General features: G+C 43.0%; 6 protein-coding genes and 4 pseudogenes. All 10 read right to left on the minus strand.

The window, feature by feature from the left end:
* Positions 1–85: 85 nt before the first annotated feature.
* Positions 86–6373, minus strand: a complete 6288-nt coding sequence (locus DW904_RS16855; RefSeq protein WP_118582945.1) for a SpaA isopeptide-forming pilin-related protein — start codon at positions 6371–6373, stop codon at positions 86–88.
* Between the two features lie 65 nt (positions 6374–6438).
* A complete protein-coding gene (locus DW904_RS16860) occupies positions 6439–8514 on the minus strand; it encodes a DNA topoisomerase 3 (RefSeq protein ID WP_118485835.1) in 2076 nt (691 codons plus the stop codon).
* Positions 8515–9936, minus strand: a complete 1422-nt coding sequence (locus DW904_RS16865; protein ID WP_330421645.1) for a CD1107 family mobile element protein — start codon at positions 9934–9936, stop codon at positions 8515–8517.
* Positions 9899–10252: a DUF4315 family protein gene (locus DW904_RS16870; RefSeq protein WP_243006457.1), complete on the minus strand. Its 354-nt coding sequence runs from the start codon at positions 10250–10252 to the stop codon at positions 9899–9901. Before DW904_RS16870 ends, DW904_RS16865 begins: the two co-directional genes overlap by 38 nt.
* Positions 10233–13004, minus strand: a complete 2772-nt coding sequence (locus DW904_RS16875) for a peptidoglycan DD-metalloendopeptidase family protein (protein WP_347562182.1) — start codon at positions 13002–13004, stop codon at positions 10233–10235. The genes DW904_RS16870 and DW904_RS16875 overlap by 20 nt, the downstream gene beginning before the upstream one ends.
* Before the next feature lie 175 nt (positions 13005–13179).
* Positions 13180–13464: pseudogene (locus tag DW904_RS16885) on the minus strand (conjugal transfer protein TraE); the annotation flags it as partial.
* A gap of 308 nt (positions 13465–13772) precedes the next feature.
* Positions 13773–15973 (minus strand): annotated as a pseudogene (locus DW904_RS16890) (conjugal transfer protein TraE).
* Positions 15855–16319 (minus strand): PrgI family protein, encoded by a 465-nt coding sequence (locus tag DW904_RS16895; RefSeq protein ID WP_117457256.1) that lies wholly within the window; start codon positions 16317–16319, stop codon positions 15855–15857. The pseudogene DW904_RS16890 and the gene DW904_RS16895 overlap by 119 nt, the downstream one beginning before the upstream one ends.
* 23 nt (positions 16320–16342) lie before the next feature.
* Positions 16343–17211: pseudogene (locus DW904_RS16900) on the minus strand (CD0415/CD1112 family protein).
* A 12-nt stretch (positions 17212–17223) separates the two neighbouring features.
* Positions 17224–17316 (minus strand): annotated as a pseudogene (locus DW904_RS25855) (Maff2 family protein); the annotation flags it as partial.
* Positions 17317–17423: the final 107 nt, after the last annotated feature.

Genomic DNA, 17423 nt, shown 5'->3' on the forward strand with positions numbered 1-17423 from the left:
TTTCTGTTCCTTTCTGTGATTTTTTTGTATGAAAAAGGGAGCCTCACATAGAAGCTCCCAATCATAACCGTTGGTTTTAGTTTCCTTATTTCCTTTTCCTGCTGATATAAAGTCCTGCCATACCTCCTGTGGAGATTACAAGAAGCAAGATTGGCAGCCAGATATTCGTGCTGTCACCTGTTTTCGGTGCGTTTGATACCTTTGTCTCTTCATTGGACTGTGGTATATCCGGTGTGTTCGGTGTTTCTGGAACTTCCGGTTTCTCATTTGTCAGATTAAAGGTAACTTCTACAACCGGTGTACTGTCATCTGCATAGGCAAATGTCACTTCATGCTTGGTCTGATCCAGTGTGTATCCGTCCAGTGTTTTTGTTTCCACCAGATAATACTTGATTGCTGTATCATATTTGCCGTTCTTAAATGTGGCAATCTCATACAGCTTACTTTCTGCATGACCGGCAGCGTCTGTCTTTAAGGTTTCCAGTACCTTTCCTTTGCTGTCACGGAGTTCAAATTCTACCCCTTTCAGCAGTTCTCCTGATGATTTATCTGTCTTATTGAGAATCACTTTTCCCTTGGCAGTGTCATCTTTCATAGCTACTTTCTGGATCTCTCCAGTATCCTTTACTTCAAAACTAACATCCGATGTCAGAAGATATCCTTTCGGTGCCTGCTCTTCACGTAAGGTATATTTACCGATTGGAAGTTTTTCGATATAGTGTGCTTCCTCTGTGGAAGTCCAGCTCTCTACTACCTGATCATCCTCATCGAGAATTGTCAGTTTCGCACCTGGAATCTCAGTTTCTCCTGTGATATCAGTCTTACTGATCTCTACTTTTGTCACATCATCTTTCATCTCATGCTTCTGAACCTCTGCTGTATTCTCTACTGTGAAAGTAATACTTTCTGCAGTGACATATCCATCTGCCGGTTTTGTCTCTGTCATGGTGTATTTCTTACCAACAACCAGTTCTTTGATCACATGGGATTCTTCCGTAGAAGTCCATTCATCTACTGTATTGCCATCTGAATCCGTTACTTTCAGGTGTGCACCTGGAAGTTCTTTACCTGTTGTCAGGTCTGTTTTGGACAGCTCCACTGTGGTTGGCTGATTTTCAAAAGTAAAGTCGTAGCTTACTTCTGCCTGGTCTTCTCCGGCATATTCAAAGGTAAATTCCTGTACTTCTTCTGTTGTAACAAATCCGTCCGGCGCAAAGATTTCTTTCACATAGTATTTTCCATCTACCGGAAGATCTGCCGTAAAAGTAATCTGTCCTTTTTCATCCGTTACTCGCTGCTCGATCAGACTGTCTTTCTCAAGGAGTACCTCGCCCTTTGCATTTTTGATATCTTCACTGGTGTAAAGACCGAAGACACCACCTGCAAGGACACGGTCTGTATCTTTTTCTTTCTTCACAACCGTAACCTTTACTTTCTGACGGGCATTCTGCCATTTCTCATCATAAGTAATGACTGGTGTGTCCTGATCACGGTAGGAAAGATCAACATATCTCGGCTCTTTATCCAGCACATAACCATGGGCTGTTTTTACTTCCTTCACATAGTACTTGCCAGCCGGTAGATCTCCCATCTGTGCAATACCATTGGAATCCGTAGTAATGGTTCCTACTTTTTCATCTGCTTTGAAATAATCTTCACTGACACCATCTGCCGCTTTGATATCTTCCGCAGCAAATACATCGAAAGTTACATCTGTAAGACTTCCAGTTACATATTCAAAGAGATGCTCCACAGTACCTTTTACATTGTCCAGAAGTGTCACTTTATCCAAAAACTCTCCATTTTTGTTGATGATCAGAAGTCCTGTCGGTACTTCATCTTTCATCTCTACTTTCTGAATATCTGCGGTATCTTCCAGCGTGAACTTCACATCCGTTGCTTTCAGATAACCATAAGGTGCCATTTCCTCACGAAGTGTGTATTCCTCTCCAACTGTCAGTCGTTTGATCACATGTGGCTGATCTTTTACAGAAATCCACTGATCCACAACATTTCCTTCTTTATCAAGAACGGTGAGTTTTGCCCCATCCAGTTCCACACCTGTTGTTACATCAGATTTCGTGATTTCTACTGTTGTCGGCTGGTTCTTTTTCACTGTTTTCAGTTTTACTGTCTTCACATCCTGTCCCTGGTAAGAAGCATCCAGATTCAGAATTTCATCAGAGGATACAAATCCCGCCGGTGCTTTTAACTCTTTCACATAATACTGTCCAAGTGGCAGATCCAGCGTACATGCTGCAAGACCATCATTATCAGAAGTCATTTTCTGTAAGAGTGTATCTGCTTTCACAATCACTTTTCCATCTGCCTTGATATCCTCTTTGTTATAGATACCAAAGACAGCCCCTGCTACGGTTGTACCATTTTCTGCATCCTGTTTTTCTACCTGGATTACAACTTTCTGGCGGTCATCGCCAACAGTCACTTCCTGTTCGATTACAGGTGTATCCTGATCTGCATAGACAAATGCGACATCCGATCTGTCATGGTTCAGGACAAATCCTTCCGGTGCAGTCTTTTCTACTACATAGTAAGAACCAAGCGGCAGATTATCAGCAACTGCTTTTCCGTCTTCCCCGGTCGTTACCGTTGTTACCAGTGCATCTTTTGCATAGATCAGCTGTCTGTTTCCGTTTTCATCTTTCTGATAATCCGGTGTATAGATATTTTCAGCTGCATAGACATGAAATGATGCACCCTTCAGGTATCTTTCTTCATAAACAAAGTCCTTTTTAAATCCGGTCAGCATCTCACCTTTTTTATAGATCGTCAGCTTTCCTTTTACCGGATGGTTCTCGTAGTCTACCGTAATAATGGCATCTCCGCTCTCAGAATCCATCTGGTATGCTGTATTTGCATCCACCGCAATCTCTACATAGTTCTTATTGATTGTGTACCCTTCCGGTGCGTTGACTTCCTCAATCCGGTAATGTCCGATCTTCAGATTCTTCGGCATGATCAGATATCCCTGGCTGTCCGTAAAATAGGACTTGTGAGTAGTTGTCACTGGGTAAGTTGTTACCTGCTCCACATACTTCTTGTTGTCCAGGTCATATACCTTAAATTCTGTTCCTGCAATCAGGACGGATTTCTTTGTTTCATCGTCTTTTTTCACGATTTTCAGTTTTGCCTTAAACTCTTCATCCAGAAGCACTCGCCAGATCTGTGGCTCATTTGGATGATGCTCTGTGATATTCACTTCAAAATCATCAACTGGCTTGTAATTGTGCGGTGTTGTTGTCTCACGCACGATATAGCTTCCAAATGATAATGGAATACTGCAGGCATAACCTTTTTCATCTGTGAAAATCTCAGTTGCTCCATTTTCTCCACTCACTACAGGTTTTGCAGAATCAAAGTCGTAGCTTCCATCTGCTTTCTTTGTAAGGGAAGATTTCAGATAAACTGTGAATCCCGCTCCGGATAACAGATCTGCATCGGTCTTTCCATTGTTGGCTGCTTTGATGATCTGAAATGGCTGCTTGATGACCTGCTCACTGGAAGTGCATTCTCTTTTTACTTCTGCTGTCATATCTCCTTCATAACTACACGTAAGATCATGCTCTTCTGTATCTGCCAGGTATCCGGTCGGCGGTGTAATCTCTTTGATATAATATTTGCCAAGATACAAGCCATTTACAGAAGCCTGTCCTTTGTCATCTGTTGTAAGAGAAGCTACCTGTTCTCCTGCTTTATAAATAGTTCCGGTTGCTCCGTCCGGATGCACGATATCTTCACGGGCATACAGTCCATAAACTGCACTTTTCAATGTGGCATCTCCCTGCGGTACTGCTTTTCCTGTCTCTTTATCCACTTTATAAAGATTGATCTTTGCTGTCACACGGTCATTGCTGAAAGTATGGGCAAAAGATACGGTTGCTTCTTTATCATTAGTGTAAGAAAACTTGAACGTATACACATCTTCTGTATTTCTTACATAGCCTTCCGGTGCCTGATCTTCTTTTACAGAATAGGAGTATCCAATCGGCAGGTCTGCTGTGAATTTGGCAGTTCCGTCTGCACCAGTAGTTGCTTTCTCAATCAGCGTTCCTTTTTTCACAACAACGGTTCCGTCTGCATTTCTGATATCATCGGATGCATACAGAGCAAAAATACCGCCTTTCAGTGGTTTCTTGGCGTCTTTATCCTGTTTTACTACGGAAACATCTGCTTTCTGTCTCTCGTTGTTAAAAGTCACATCTGCAAATACAACTTCTTTATTCTGACCAGCATAAGTCAGAGTCACTGACTTTTCTTCGCTGCCGTTATAGAAAGAGTCCGGTGCTTTTGTTTCTTTTACCACGTAGGTTCCAAGATGCAGGTTTTTCAGTGTGACAGAACCATTCTCACCTGTTGTCAGGTTTTCTTTTACAAGGTCACCTTTGCTGTACACTTTTGTGCCATAAGCTGTTACGATATCTGCCCCGGCATATACGTTATACACTGCATTTTTCTGTCTGCGGTTTTCATACTGAAATACCGTTCCATTTTCACTGACATCTGCTCCTGTCAGAACCTGTCCTTCTTTATAAATGGTAAGCTCTGCCAGCTGTTCTTTATTTTCCACGGTTACAGCTGAGGTCTTACTTGCTAGCAGTTTTACATTTGTTGCCGTTGCATTTACTACATATCCCTGTGGTGCTGTGATCTCTTTCAGATAAACAGTATCCTGTGTCTTGATGATCGTAACAGAAGATTTTCCATTCTTATCTGTTGCCGGCATCTGAGTGATCAGCTTTGTACAAGCCTCATCGCTGTATACACCGAATACTGCACCTGCAAGATTAACATCCACTGTATCGTCTTTCTTTACGATTTCGATCGTAGCCTGTTCAATCCAGGACACCTTTAAGCTTACATATTTTTCATCAGCGACACCTTCTCCAAACACAAATGCCAAGTCCTGAACACTTGCATTCGTAGTCAGTTTATATGCTGAATAATCTTTTGTAATACTACCCTTCATTTTTGCAGAAAAAGTAGCACTTACATCTTTTGTCTGTGTCAGAGGCGCTGAAAGATAAAACGTGGTTCCTCCTCCAATTGTTACGCTTGCACCTGCCGCACTTACATTTCCAGTAGATACATTATGGAGCTTCACTCCCTTTGGTAAGTCCATTGTGATTTTCTGCTGGGAAGATGCATTGAACTTAATGTTCTCCGTTCTCTGAACATTTCCATCTACATAAGCTTTTACATTCGGTTTGGAAAATGACATCGCTACATCTGGTATTTCCGGCTTATTTACACAATAACTATAGAGTTCTTTTGCCAAAGCCTCGCCTGTAGCATTTGTTCCATAGAATGCATCACTGCTTCCATTGGCATATGATGCAGCCATGTGAATAATGATGAATCTTTTTCCTTCTGAGAAATCCGTGTGTTTATTCGCAAAAAAGCTTTCGCTCCCTGCGGCATCTGTGCCGTAATAACACACTTTTGCTAACGCCTGATTGTCTCCAATTTTTGTGATTGTATAATTTCCAGATCCTGGTCCTGGTTTTGCCGGCTGTACACAATACGCAGTTGCTCTGACGCTTCCGTAGCTGATATAGTACGGCTCTGTCAGATAGGTTCCAAGATTATAATCTGCATATCTATACAGAGGTCCTTTTTCGATTGTTACCTGCTGTGTACTTCTTGCTGAATAAGCCGAAACTGCTTCAAATGTTGCAATCTCTCCCTCTTCCATAGAATCAAGATCCACACCTTTGTCTCCTGCCTGTTCCAAAACATCGTGAAGCTCTAACCCTGATTCTTCATCATAGGTATCCTGATTCTGTGCCTGCTCTACTAAATCATCAAATTCATCAGCATCAATATCGGTAATTTCCGAGTCTGATTCTGACTCCTCCGCTTCCTCTGTCTGCTGTTCACTGCCAGCTGTTTCGGATTCGGTTACTGCTTCACTCCCTGCAGTTTCTGTCTGCGTTTCTGTTTCTTTCTCACGCACAATCAGCTTTCGGCTGATCTGATACTTCGGATGCTCCTGATTTACCGGTTCCACATAATAGACCGCTTTGTAAGTGTCCGCATGATCTGTCGTAAAATCCTCATCCTTGTCGTTCTTTGCTTCCCCGAATGTGACTTTGACCTTGTTATCATCCTTGATTTCCAGTCCTGTGTAATCTGATTTCACATCAAATACACTGCCTGTTTCGATTTCATAATCTTTGGCAGTCACCACCTCATCTTCATCCAGAAGGTCTTTCACTTCCTCATAAAGTGGCGGTTTTTCCTCTGGCTGAATCTCCGCTGCATATGCAGTCATCGGAGATAACACGGTACTAAGCATTGTCATGCCTGCCAGCAAGCCAGATACTACTTTTCTAAAATTACCTTTTTTCTTCATGCTAAAGTCCTCTCTTTCATAATAATTGTATTAAAACAGACAGTCCTTGGACTGCCTGCAATACACTACTTATCGTTGTGAAAAATCAGATTGAACTGCACATTCCCCTCGCCGGGATCAACCATTTCCACAGTTGCTTCATACTGTCTCCCTGTTTTTCTGGATACCAGATCCTTATAATGGATTTTTCCTTTAGACAGGAACTTCTTTGCTGCCGCCTTATCCATCTTTTTCCCCTGGCTTGCAAGGAATTTATCATTCTTCCACAAGGTAAAAGCACAGTTCCGGTCAGAACAGTAAAAGTTTACTTTTCCTTCCCTGACATCAGCTCCACAGCGGGGACATTTGCCAATGACTTCTCCTTTTGCCTTTCCCTGAAACTGCCCTTTCTTTTCTTCTGAAATACCCTGATATCTGGCAACCAGTTCCTGCATCAGCTCTGTAATCCCATTTAGGAATTCATCTGCTGTCTCTGTATTCTGGGCAATGTGATTCAATGCCATTTCCCACTCTGCTGTCATCTTCGGGGATTTAATCTCATCCGGCAGAACCGTAATCAGTATATTGCCATCATCTGTCGGCACCAGATTTTTCTTTTCCCTTTTCACAAAACCAGACTGAATCAGTTTTTCAATGATGGCTGCCCTTGTTGCCGGAGTACCAAGTCCTTTCTTTTCCGTATCTTCGGTCAGTTCTTCATTTCCTGCACGTTCCATCGCAGAAAGCAGGGTATCTTCTGTATACTGTTTCGGTGGCTGTGTAAAATGCTCCGATACAAAAGAATCACAAGGGCCGTAATGCTTGCCATCCCAGATATCCAGCTCCGGCTCTTCTTTCTCAATCTTTACGCCAAAGAACTGTTTCCATTTATTTTCGATTGCCTTGAATCCTTCCTGCTTTGTTTTCTTTGCCGTGAGATAAAACGTATGATAATTACAGGTAATCTGGCATTTATGACTCTCATAAATATAAGGATCTGCAGTTGCTGTCAGCACCCTGGCACTGATCAGATACAAAATCTTGCGGTTTCGCTCTTTCAGTTCACCAATATCTGCTTTGACTACTTCCATGGTTGGGATAATCGCATGGTGATCAGATACTTTCTTTGAATTTAATACCTTACTAACGTCCGACTGATATTCCAGGCCTTCAGCATAAGGCATTTTCCCAAGTAACATCTGAATCAGAGTTTCTGTGCTTTCTCCCATCTCATCTGTCAGATACTGGCTGTCTGTTCTCGGATAAGTGACAAGCTTCTGCTCATACATCTCCTGCACGGCATCCAATGTCTGCTGTGCGGTATAGCCAAACATTCTGTTAGCTTCCCTCTGCAGGGTGGTCAGATCATAAAGCTTCGGAGGGCGGACTGTTTTCTCTTTCACATCATCCTTTTCCACTTCGCACATCCGCTCCAGGCAGTCCGCAGCCACTTTATCTGCATCCTCTTTTTTCTGAAAATGCTCTGTAACTGCATCCATATCGTCAAACTTGATATGAGCCATATAATATTTTTCTTTGGTAAATTCCTTGATCTTCTGATTTCGATCCACAATCATGGCAAGTGTTGGTGTCTGCACTCTTCCGACTTTCAGATTCTGGTTATACAGAACGGAAAAAAGACGGCTCGCATTGATTCCCACCAGCCAGTCTGCCTTTGCCCTGCAAAGTGCTGACTGATAGAGACTGTCATAACACGAACCGTCTTTTAATGACGCAAATCCATCTTTAATTGCCTGTTCCTCCATGGAAGAGATCCAGAGCCGCTTCATCGGCTTTTTGCATCCTGCCTGCTCATACACCAGACGAAAGATTAACTCTCCTTCACGTCCTGCATCAGTAGCACAGATCACTTCATCTATATTGGAATCTCTCATCAGTTTTTTCAAGATTCCGTACTGCTTCTTTGTTCCATCCAAAACCTTGTGTCTCCAGCATTCCGGCACAATCGGCAGATCTTCATATCTCCATTTTTTATATTTTTCATCGTATTCCGATGCATCGCATAATCCAACCAGATGTCCTACGCACCAGGAAACGATATAACCGTTTCCCTCCACGTAGCCATCTTTTCTTGTTCTGGCTCCAAGCACGGAAGCCAGTGCCATCGCAACCGATGGCTTTTCTGCAATCACTAATTTCATTTACTCCTGCTCCTCTTCTTCATCTTCCAGTACATCATCATTAAAATCTTCATCTCTCAGGATTTCCGGTTCTGCACTTTCTTCCTGCTCATCTGCATCGTCTACTTCCCGTTTTTCTGACTCTGAATCTTCGGATTCATCTTCATCCTCTTCCATCTCATCTTCGTCATCATATTCATGCTTTGGTTTATAGACTTTGAAATAATATCCTCCTGCCGCAGCTCCGACTGCAACCAGTGCAATCAAAAGATACGTTCCGAATGGACTTTTATCTTCTGGCATCTGGATTTCATCCTCTACCTTATCTTTCTCAGCTGACTCTGTCGTTTCCGGTTTTTCTTCCTCTGCTTTTTTCTCTGGTTCTGCATAAACCGTATCCACTTCCGGAAGTGTCACTGAATCAGAAAGTGTGAAGTTCATCAGATCTTTCTCACTGACTTCGGTAAGGAAATACACATTATCCTGAGATTTTGAATTGTCAATAATCAGATAGAAAATCTTACCACTCTTAGTTGAAATGGTATAAAACTCTTTTGTGCCTTCCGTGGCTGTTTTAGTAACAGAATCTGCTGTCTCGCCTTCTTTATTAAGCTGTTCCTCAATACCTGTTACTGTTCGATCATCCACGGTTCCTTTTGCATCTGTCGGCTCAGAAGCCTGTGCATCCTGCGGAAGCGGTGAAGTCGTTGTTTTCTCAGTCCCCGTTGCATCTGCACTGGTCGTAGTTGCCATTGCGCCATTACTGTCACTGGATGTTTTCTGTTTCTCTGCCTGCTTCTTTGCCCATTCATAATAAGGATTCTGCAGTACATACTTCTCAGAAGTATTTCCGGCACCATCTGTTACCGTGATTTCAATCTGTTTTGTTATAAAATCTTTCTGTGTCAGTTGCACTCTCAGCATTCCATCCTTCAGATCTGTATAAGTGGTGCCATTAACTGTTACCGCAGTAATCCCTGATACTGTATCATTCCCCTGAATCGTCAGCACACCATCTGTCAGGGAAGCAGAGAGTGTCGGTTTTTCCGTGTCATAACACTTAATAGAGCGATTCTGCTCATAGACCTTCCCCTCACCATCTGTCACACGCACATACACTGTCTGATTTCCAGTGATCGTGATAGTTCCGCTTCCGGTTACATCCTGCCAGTTTCCATCTTTTCCTGCTTTTGCTTCAATCTTTGCTATTGAGAAACCTTCCGGCATATGACTGGCATCTACCGTAACAGCAATGCTTGTTTCTCCCTGTTTCCATCCATCCGGTTTCTCAATCGTAATCGCAGGTGTGGTATTCTCAGCTGCATAAGCAGTCTGTGTCTGCAACATAGGCGATGTCAGGCAAAGAATCGTTGTTGCCGCAAGCAATCCTTTTTTTACGCTATTTTTAGATTTCTTCTGTTTCATCTTCTCTAAATTCATCATCAGACCTTGTTTCCTCCTTCTGTATTTCTACCCTGCCGGGCAGTTCATTTTTCATTCTCTTTTTGAAAGCTTCCAATTCTGGAATGCTCATATCCATTGCACGGATAATTCTTACAATTTCCAGATTTTCCGCTTCTGTTTTTGCAATCTCCGCAGCCTTGAACCGCTTTAAATCTGCTTCATATCTGGCTTTGGATGCTTCCATTTTTTCCTTGGCTTTCTCATAATCCGCCGTTGCTTTTTCAAGACTTTTCATCGCTTCTCCTTTCCGGACGGCTGTTACACCGCCCTTTTCCTTACCATCGTCCAAATCCATAAAAATGGCTCTGCCAATAAGGTGAATTGATGGACGTGTACTGCACTGGATGACCGCAATGGATCATCTGACCATTACCCACATAAATTCCAATGTGCGTTACCGGAACTCCTGCATCATAAGTGCCTGTAAAAAAGATCAAATCTCCCGGCTGTGCTTCTGACTGAGATACCGGCGTGCAGATGTCATACAGTCCCTGTGCAGTCAATCTTCCTGTATTCCTTACACCAGAGTTTGTCAGGCAGTAACTTACAAATCCAGAACAATCAAATCCACTTGGAGAATATCCACCCCACACATACGGTGTTCCTAGATATCTCGCTGCTTCGTTCAACAAACGCTGTGCCGCTTCACTGGTGTATTCATTGCCGCCAAAGCCTGCCCCTTCTCCAGTTTCCAGATAAAAGATCGGGTTTAAGCGCTCTCCATTTTTCAAAAGTTCAATATGAAGATGGCTTCCTGTAGAATTTCCAGTATTTCCTACAAGACCTATCTCATCACCTTTCGTGACGGATACACCTGCAGATACACTCCGGCTGCTTAAATGTGCATACCGCAGTTCATAGCCTTTACTGTCCTTGATCACAACATAATTGCCATAGCTGTCGTTATAAGCAGAAGTTGTAACCGTTCCGGTCAGCCCTGCCATTACTTTTGTTCCCTCCGGCGCTCCGATATCCATACCATTATGAAGCTGATTTGCTCCTGAAATTGGATGAATCCGATATCCATAATAGCTTGTCACACTGGAATACCAGTTAAAATCAACCGGTGTCGCAAACATCTGTAAATTACCTTTCGTATCGTTATAGGCACTGAACAGTTCTTTCTGGAAAAATCCCAGCCTGTCCTGACAGATCGACATCAGATTTCCGCTGTTTAAGGTGACATTCAGCACATCTACATCTCTTGTCCTGGTCACTTCCACTTCCTGGCTTCCATTATCATCTGCCAGATAGCATTCCCAGGTCTTATGACCATGTGCGGATGCTGCCGCATGACTGTCATAATAGACATCAAACTGTACACCGTATCTTGCGAAAGCTCCGGTATCTTCTACCGTATATTCGACTCCATTCATGACCACCTTTGTTCCCATTGGAACAAACGGATTGGAAGCATCTACTGCTAAGGTATGATTGGCTGTTGGATATGCTCCACTGGCAGTCGGTCCTCCACTCCAAATACCACAACAGATTGGACAGTTACAATATCCGCTTGTTACAACCTGTCCCAAAGATTCTCCAACTCTTACAGTTGCTGTCTCTGTCACAGTCTCATTGACTGCTTCTGTTTCTAACCGATACTGCAATGCAAAAAGAGCATCCAGTTCTGGCTTTACCTGTTCAAAGGTAAATTCTTCATACTTTGCTGACAAATAACTGATCAGGATAAACGGATCATGCTCAATAGGTCCGATGTTATATCGGTATTCCTCATGTCCCGGTTCTTCAGATTCCATGTTGTTGATCCGCTCCTGCAGATTAGCTTCCAGCTGTGTGTAATACAGTTCCGCTTCCCGGATTGCCTGATCCGATGACAGATAACTGGTTCCGGTATAAGTGATCACATTTTGTAAAAACACTGCAGAACAAGACGTGACATTCGTTATGATCAGAAACATCAATCCGATCAGAACTGCTACACTGATATACACCTTCCGGTTTTCTTTAAAGAAGTTGGTGACCTTACCGCCAATCTTCTTAATATAATCAATCGTACCTTTTGTAGCTGTTCCTACTGTCTGTTCACTTCGCTTCGCTTTGGCATAATCCCGTTTGATCTGTTGCTTCTGAATCTGTTTTTTCAGTTTCTTCTGCTCCTGACGGGTTGCCGCCTGTGTCTGTTTCTCTTCCTGTCTTTCAAGTCTGCTTCTTTTTCTGGATGCCCTCTGTTTCCTGCGTCTGGCACTTCTCTGTTCCAGCCGGTAAACACCTTCGCCGCTTTCTTCTAACTTATGGGCACCTTCTACCGCCGCATTATCGTCTTCATTTTTGCTGATCTCACGGTGCAATGCTGCGGAAGTTGCACTTCCTGCTTTCTTGGCAACAGAAGTTTTTTCTGTTTTCACAGATTCCCCTTCGCCAAACTTCAAGCGGGATTTCTTCTTTCCAGGAGCTTCCCCTTCATTTGCCCGATAGACCTGTGCCTTCTTGGAATGCTGCTTAGCTTCCTTTTTCTTTTTTGCTTCCTCATAAGAAAACCTTTTGGCTTTTTCCTTCTGTTTTTGATGGCGGAAATTGACTCCATCCGTATCCATCTGGTTCAATTTCTCCATATCTTTGTCATTTTTCACAGAAGCACCAGTTTCCTCATAAGCAAATTTCAAACGCTGTTTTTGTTTTGGCTTTTTGCTGCCGCCGGTCTGATTTCTCCGGCTGTCTCCTCTGTTTTCTGATAAATCAGCACGTTTTTCTTTCAGTCTCCCTGACTGTCCGGCTTCAGATTTTTCTGCAAGTCTGGATTCTTTTTCGACTTCAGCACGAATCCTTTTCCGGTTTTGCTGCTTTCTATTTTGTCCAAAATCCTCACTTTGCTTCTCTGTCCGTATCAGTTCCGGTGCATCTCTGGATTTTTGCACAGAAGGACGAATATTTTTCCCACTCCGTTCAGACTGGCGGGAAGACTTATCCACAAGGCTTAATTCTTTTTCCCCCTGTTTTCCTCCCATCTGCACATCACTGGCACGGTTACTGACACGAACAGAAGATTTATCCGTCAGGTTTTCTTCCACCAGACCATCCTTGGTCATCTTCTGGACTTTCTTATCCCTGACTTTCATTCTCTGTTCTGCCACTACTTACTCCTCCTTCTTCGGATACCCTTTCCCTGCCTGTAATAAACAGAGAAAAGCGATGCCAAAAACAGCACCGCCACTAAAAGTTAATACATATGAAATTGCTCGTAACATTGTTTTCTCCTTTGATTTAACCTGCTTCAGAAGTTTCCTCCAAGCGGGTTGTCATGATTTTATAGAGGGAATTCTTCGGAAATCTGTCTACGAATGGGATAATGACATTTCCATAGAACAGAAGTCCTTCACCCTCATTACTGTTGGTTACATAGGACAGCTGGGTTGGTGAGATATTCAGCTGTTTTGCCAGAATCTGCCTGTCTCCGGAAGCCTGGTTGAGCATATAAATAAAATCTGAATTTTCAAATATATTCTCAATTTCCCTGGAAGACAGCAAATCCTTGATATTCTGTGTTATCTGATTGTTATTATCAGGCGGCTTTTTATCCACCTCTCTGGGGCTTTCGCCCATTTTCATCAGCGTGTCATTTCACGCTCAGCATAGCATATCTTTTTACCACGATTATATCGTACCGGCTGGCAATGCGGCCTCTTGGAGCTGTTATATTCTGCTTATGCAGGTTCAAGCTCTATGCGTTGCGTGTGGCTATTCTATTATGAATAGCCTTCCACTCGGATTAGGTCGCTACCCCTTTCCCGTTTTTTTCCGCATTGATACTTCTGACTTACTTGCCGGTTTCAGTCAGAACGGCGATAGTTTGCACTTTAAGCGACTAACAAGTAACAAACCAGTTCACCAGTTGGAATACCTCCCCATTTACGGAACCGCTTCCAAATTTCCACACTGTAAGCTGCTGTCTGCTCTTCTTTTAATAGAAGATGGAATTCATCCACATAGTAACGAGTAGATTTATGAGCGGAACGATTGATAGTCACTCGGTTCCATACCTGGTCCTGCACAATCAACATCCCGATCTTTTTCAGCTGTTTTCCAAGCTCTTTGATATCAAACAAACGATACGATTGTTGATATCTACATTTGTGCGATGATTAAATACATTCAGGGAGCCTGTAACATAAATCTCCAATGAAGTTGCAAGACGCTGTGCTTCCGGCTCTTCCTGTTTCCGCAACAGATTATATAAATCCTCCAGGATTGGCATCTTCTCCGGCACTGGATCGGCAAGATATTCCTGATATACTAACCGTACACAGCGGTCAATGATGGTCTTTTCTACCGGCTCCAGTCCGTTCTTTCCTCCAACAATCAGCTCACACAAAGACAGAATAAAATCTGCTTTCAGTGACAGTGGATTATCTTCCTCGGAATAGTTCAGGTTCAGATCCATTGGATTGATATACTGGTCAGATACTGGCGAAACCCGAACTACCTGCCCATGCAGTGCCTGCACAAGTGCCGAATATTCGGCTTCTGGATCGCAGACGATGATATCATCTTCTGTGATCAGGAAGCAGTTTGTAATTTCTCTCTTTGCTGAGAAGGACTTACCGGAACCTGGTGTACCAAGAATCAGTCCATTCGGGTTCTTCAAACGTTTCCGATCAACCATGATCATGTTGTTGGATAATGCATTCAATCCATAATAAAGAGCTTCCCCTTCCTGAAACAGTTCCTGTGTCGTAAATGGCACGAAAATCGCTGTTGAAGATGTGGTAAGCCCTCTCTGAATTTCAATTCGATTGACTCCCAGTGGAATACAGGACATGAGTGCTGCTTCCTGCTGATAATCCAGTTGTTTTAAAGAACAGTTATATTTCTGTGCAATTCCCTGCACCTGGAAAATATTGTTATCCAGTTTCTGACGCTTCCTTGCGGTATTCATCACCAGAACCGTTACAAGGAACATCCTCTCATTTCTAGACTGCAGATCTTCCAACAGGTTCTTCGCCTCTTCTCCATAAGTCACAAGGTCCGATGGAAGCACGTCCATATCATAACCGGAACGTACTGCTCGCTTCTGCTCTTCAATCTTCATCTTATCCAGATCTGAAATCTTACTCTTGATCATCTTGATCGCAGAACTCTGGTCAATGGACTGGATATGAATGTTAACATTGATGCTGTCATCCACATCCAGGAAGTCTGCAAGCATCCGGTCTGTCAGCTCCGGTGCAAGAATCTGCAGGTAACTCACACTCCCCATCGTTCTTCCCATCAAAAATGTCTGATTCTTGGAAAAGTTAAAGGAAGTCGGTGCAATAAAATCTTTGGTCTTTAATCCGGTTTCCGGCAGCATCTTATACTGGAACTTAAATGGTTCGATCCGATCCTGGTTGAACACATGATACATAATCTCCAGCCTTTCCAAACCATTCAGGGAATGTGCCTGTGCTCCCAGAACCTTAAAATTGTTTAAGATATCTGTTTCGATTCTTTCAAGCCTCGGTCTTGCCACCTTCAGGTTTTCTGCTTCGATTCCAAAAGTGATATACTTTGTCTTCACCAGACCATTATTTCCTTTGGAAAGCTGATTTTTCAGCATTGTTCGGTACTCTTCACGAATGGCATTGAAGTCATCGTTCTGATCCGGAATATCAATACTTTTTTCAAATTCTGCCACATCCACCTGCTGATTGATAAAGGACAGCTGCACACTGATGGAAGAATCAAAGTAATTTAAGAAATCACAGTAATTTTCAAATATCGTGGTTTTATCCTCATTTAAAGCAAGCTGATAGTTGATGTCATAAAACTGAATCGTCTTAGAGAAAAAGGTCTTTGTCACCTGGCAGATACCATCCTGCAGCATCCGAATATACGGAATACTCTGCTGTGCAGTTGTAGGAATGTTTTTCTGTTTCCTGCGGTCCCGTTCCTGCTTCTTCCTACGCTTTTCCTGTTCTCTTTCTTTTCTGCTTTTTTTGTTTCTTCTTTCCTGACGGTTTCTTTTTTCCGCTAGGGACAGACGCTCCTGCTGAGCCTCCTGCTTTGTCTTTTTTGCCATCCGGCACACCCTCCTTTTTTACAAGGGTGGAAATCTCCTGATAAAAATTTTCTGTCTTATATGGTCTTACTGCCGGACAGATAAACTTCTGTCGAATGATATTTGCCACCACTTTTTCAAATGGAAGCCCGTCTTTTTCATACATTGCCATGAAGAAAAATGGAAGCATGATCGTTACCATCAGGATGGCTGCGATACTGGAACCGATTGGTTTTCTCATGAACAGATAAAACGGAATTCCCACTACTGCGGCAAGTGAAAAGAAAATCAACTGCCGTTTTGTCAGATTTAACGCTACTTTTGTTTTGACCTTGGTAAGATCTTTTGGTACTGGTACATACGCCATGGTATGCGCTCCTTTCCTGCCCGTTAGTGGGCATTAAATATCGATTTGCTAAGGCTTCCGGTCTTGAATAATGAAAATGCAAGAATCACGGTATAAGCCGCTACTGAAAACATTGCTGCATGAAGGTCACTGGATATGGTCATTGCATTTACTAAAACTGCATAAATTCCCACACAGACCATCATGAAGAATCCCTGAAATGCCAGTGCGAACAAGCCTTTTAAATAGTTGTTTCCGATATTGCCCCATTCCTTATTGGTCATAGTGGCAAACGGAATTGGTGCTATGGAAGTGTAAAGGTAAATCTCAATCATCCTGCCATACAAGATTACCGTAATGATAATTGACAGAATGTGCATGGTAACACTGATCAACATCGTTTCCATGGATAGCAGGAACAAATCCCCTAACTCCATATCCTCCAGGGCATCCACAATCCGTGTAATTGCTTCTGTTGCATCCACCGCAGTGTTTCCTGATATCACCCCGGCGGCATTGTTGACCACATGCTGGCCAACATCAAAGACCGCCATCGTGATATTGAACGTATTTGTCACCAGATAAATGGCTACATACGCTTTGAAGATCCAGAGGAAAATGTTATAAGTCTCAAATTCATGGAAATTGTTTTTCTGTGTTACCATCGTGATCAATTCATAGCACAGGACAAAGGTGATGATCAGTCCCGCAATGGGGACAATCACCGTTTGGGATATATTCTGAATCAGATTAAAATCCCTGCATTCCATCCCTGCGGTGTCTGTCCCACCTGCCCGGCTATGGTTCCCACCTGCTCATTGACAGACGTGAACATGTTATCCAAACTTGACTTGATAAGCCCGATCAGGATATCCTTTATCGCTTCCGTAATTCTCTCAATGATGGTGTTCATCTACCACTCCTCTTAAGAGAACAATGTTGCCAGCTGTGGAATCAGGGTAGTTCCCAGCAGCATGATTCCGGCACCAGCCATCAGCTGTTTGATGCCCTGGCTCTTTACTGATGTGCGATAAAGAAGTAATAGAAGTGTAAAAAATTTTGCCGTTCCTATCCGGCACTTGCGCATTGTGTCGGATAGGTCGGGCGGTTATTCGGGCAAGTCCA

It is taken from the genome of Ruminococcus sp. AM42-11, from assembly GCF_003480145.1.
Classification (GTDB): domain Bacteria; phylum Bacillota; class Clostridia; order Lachnospirales; family Lachnospiraceae; genus Blautia_A; species Blautia_A faecis.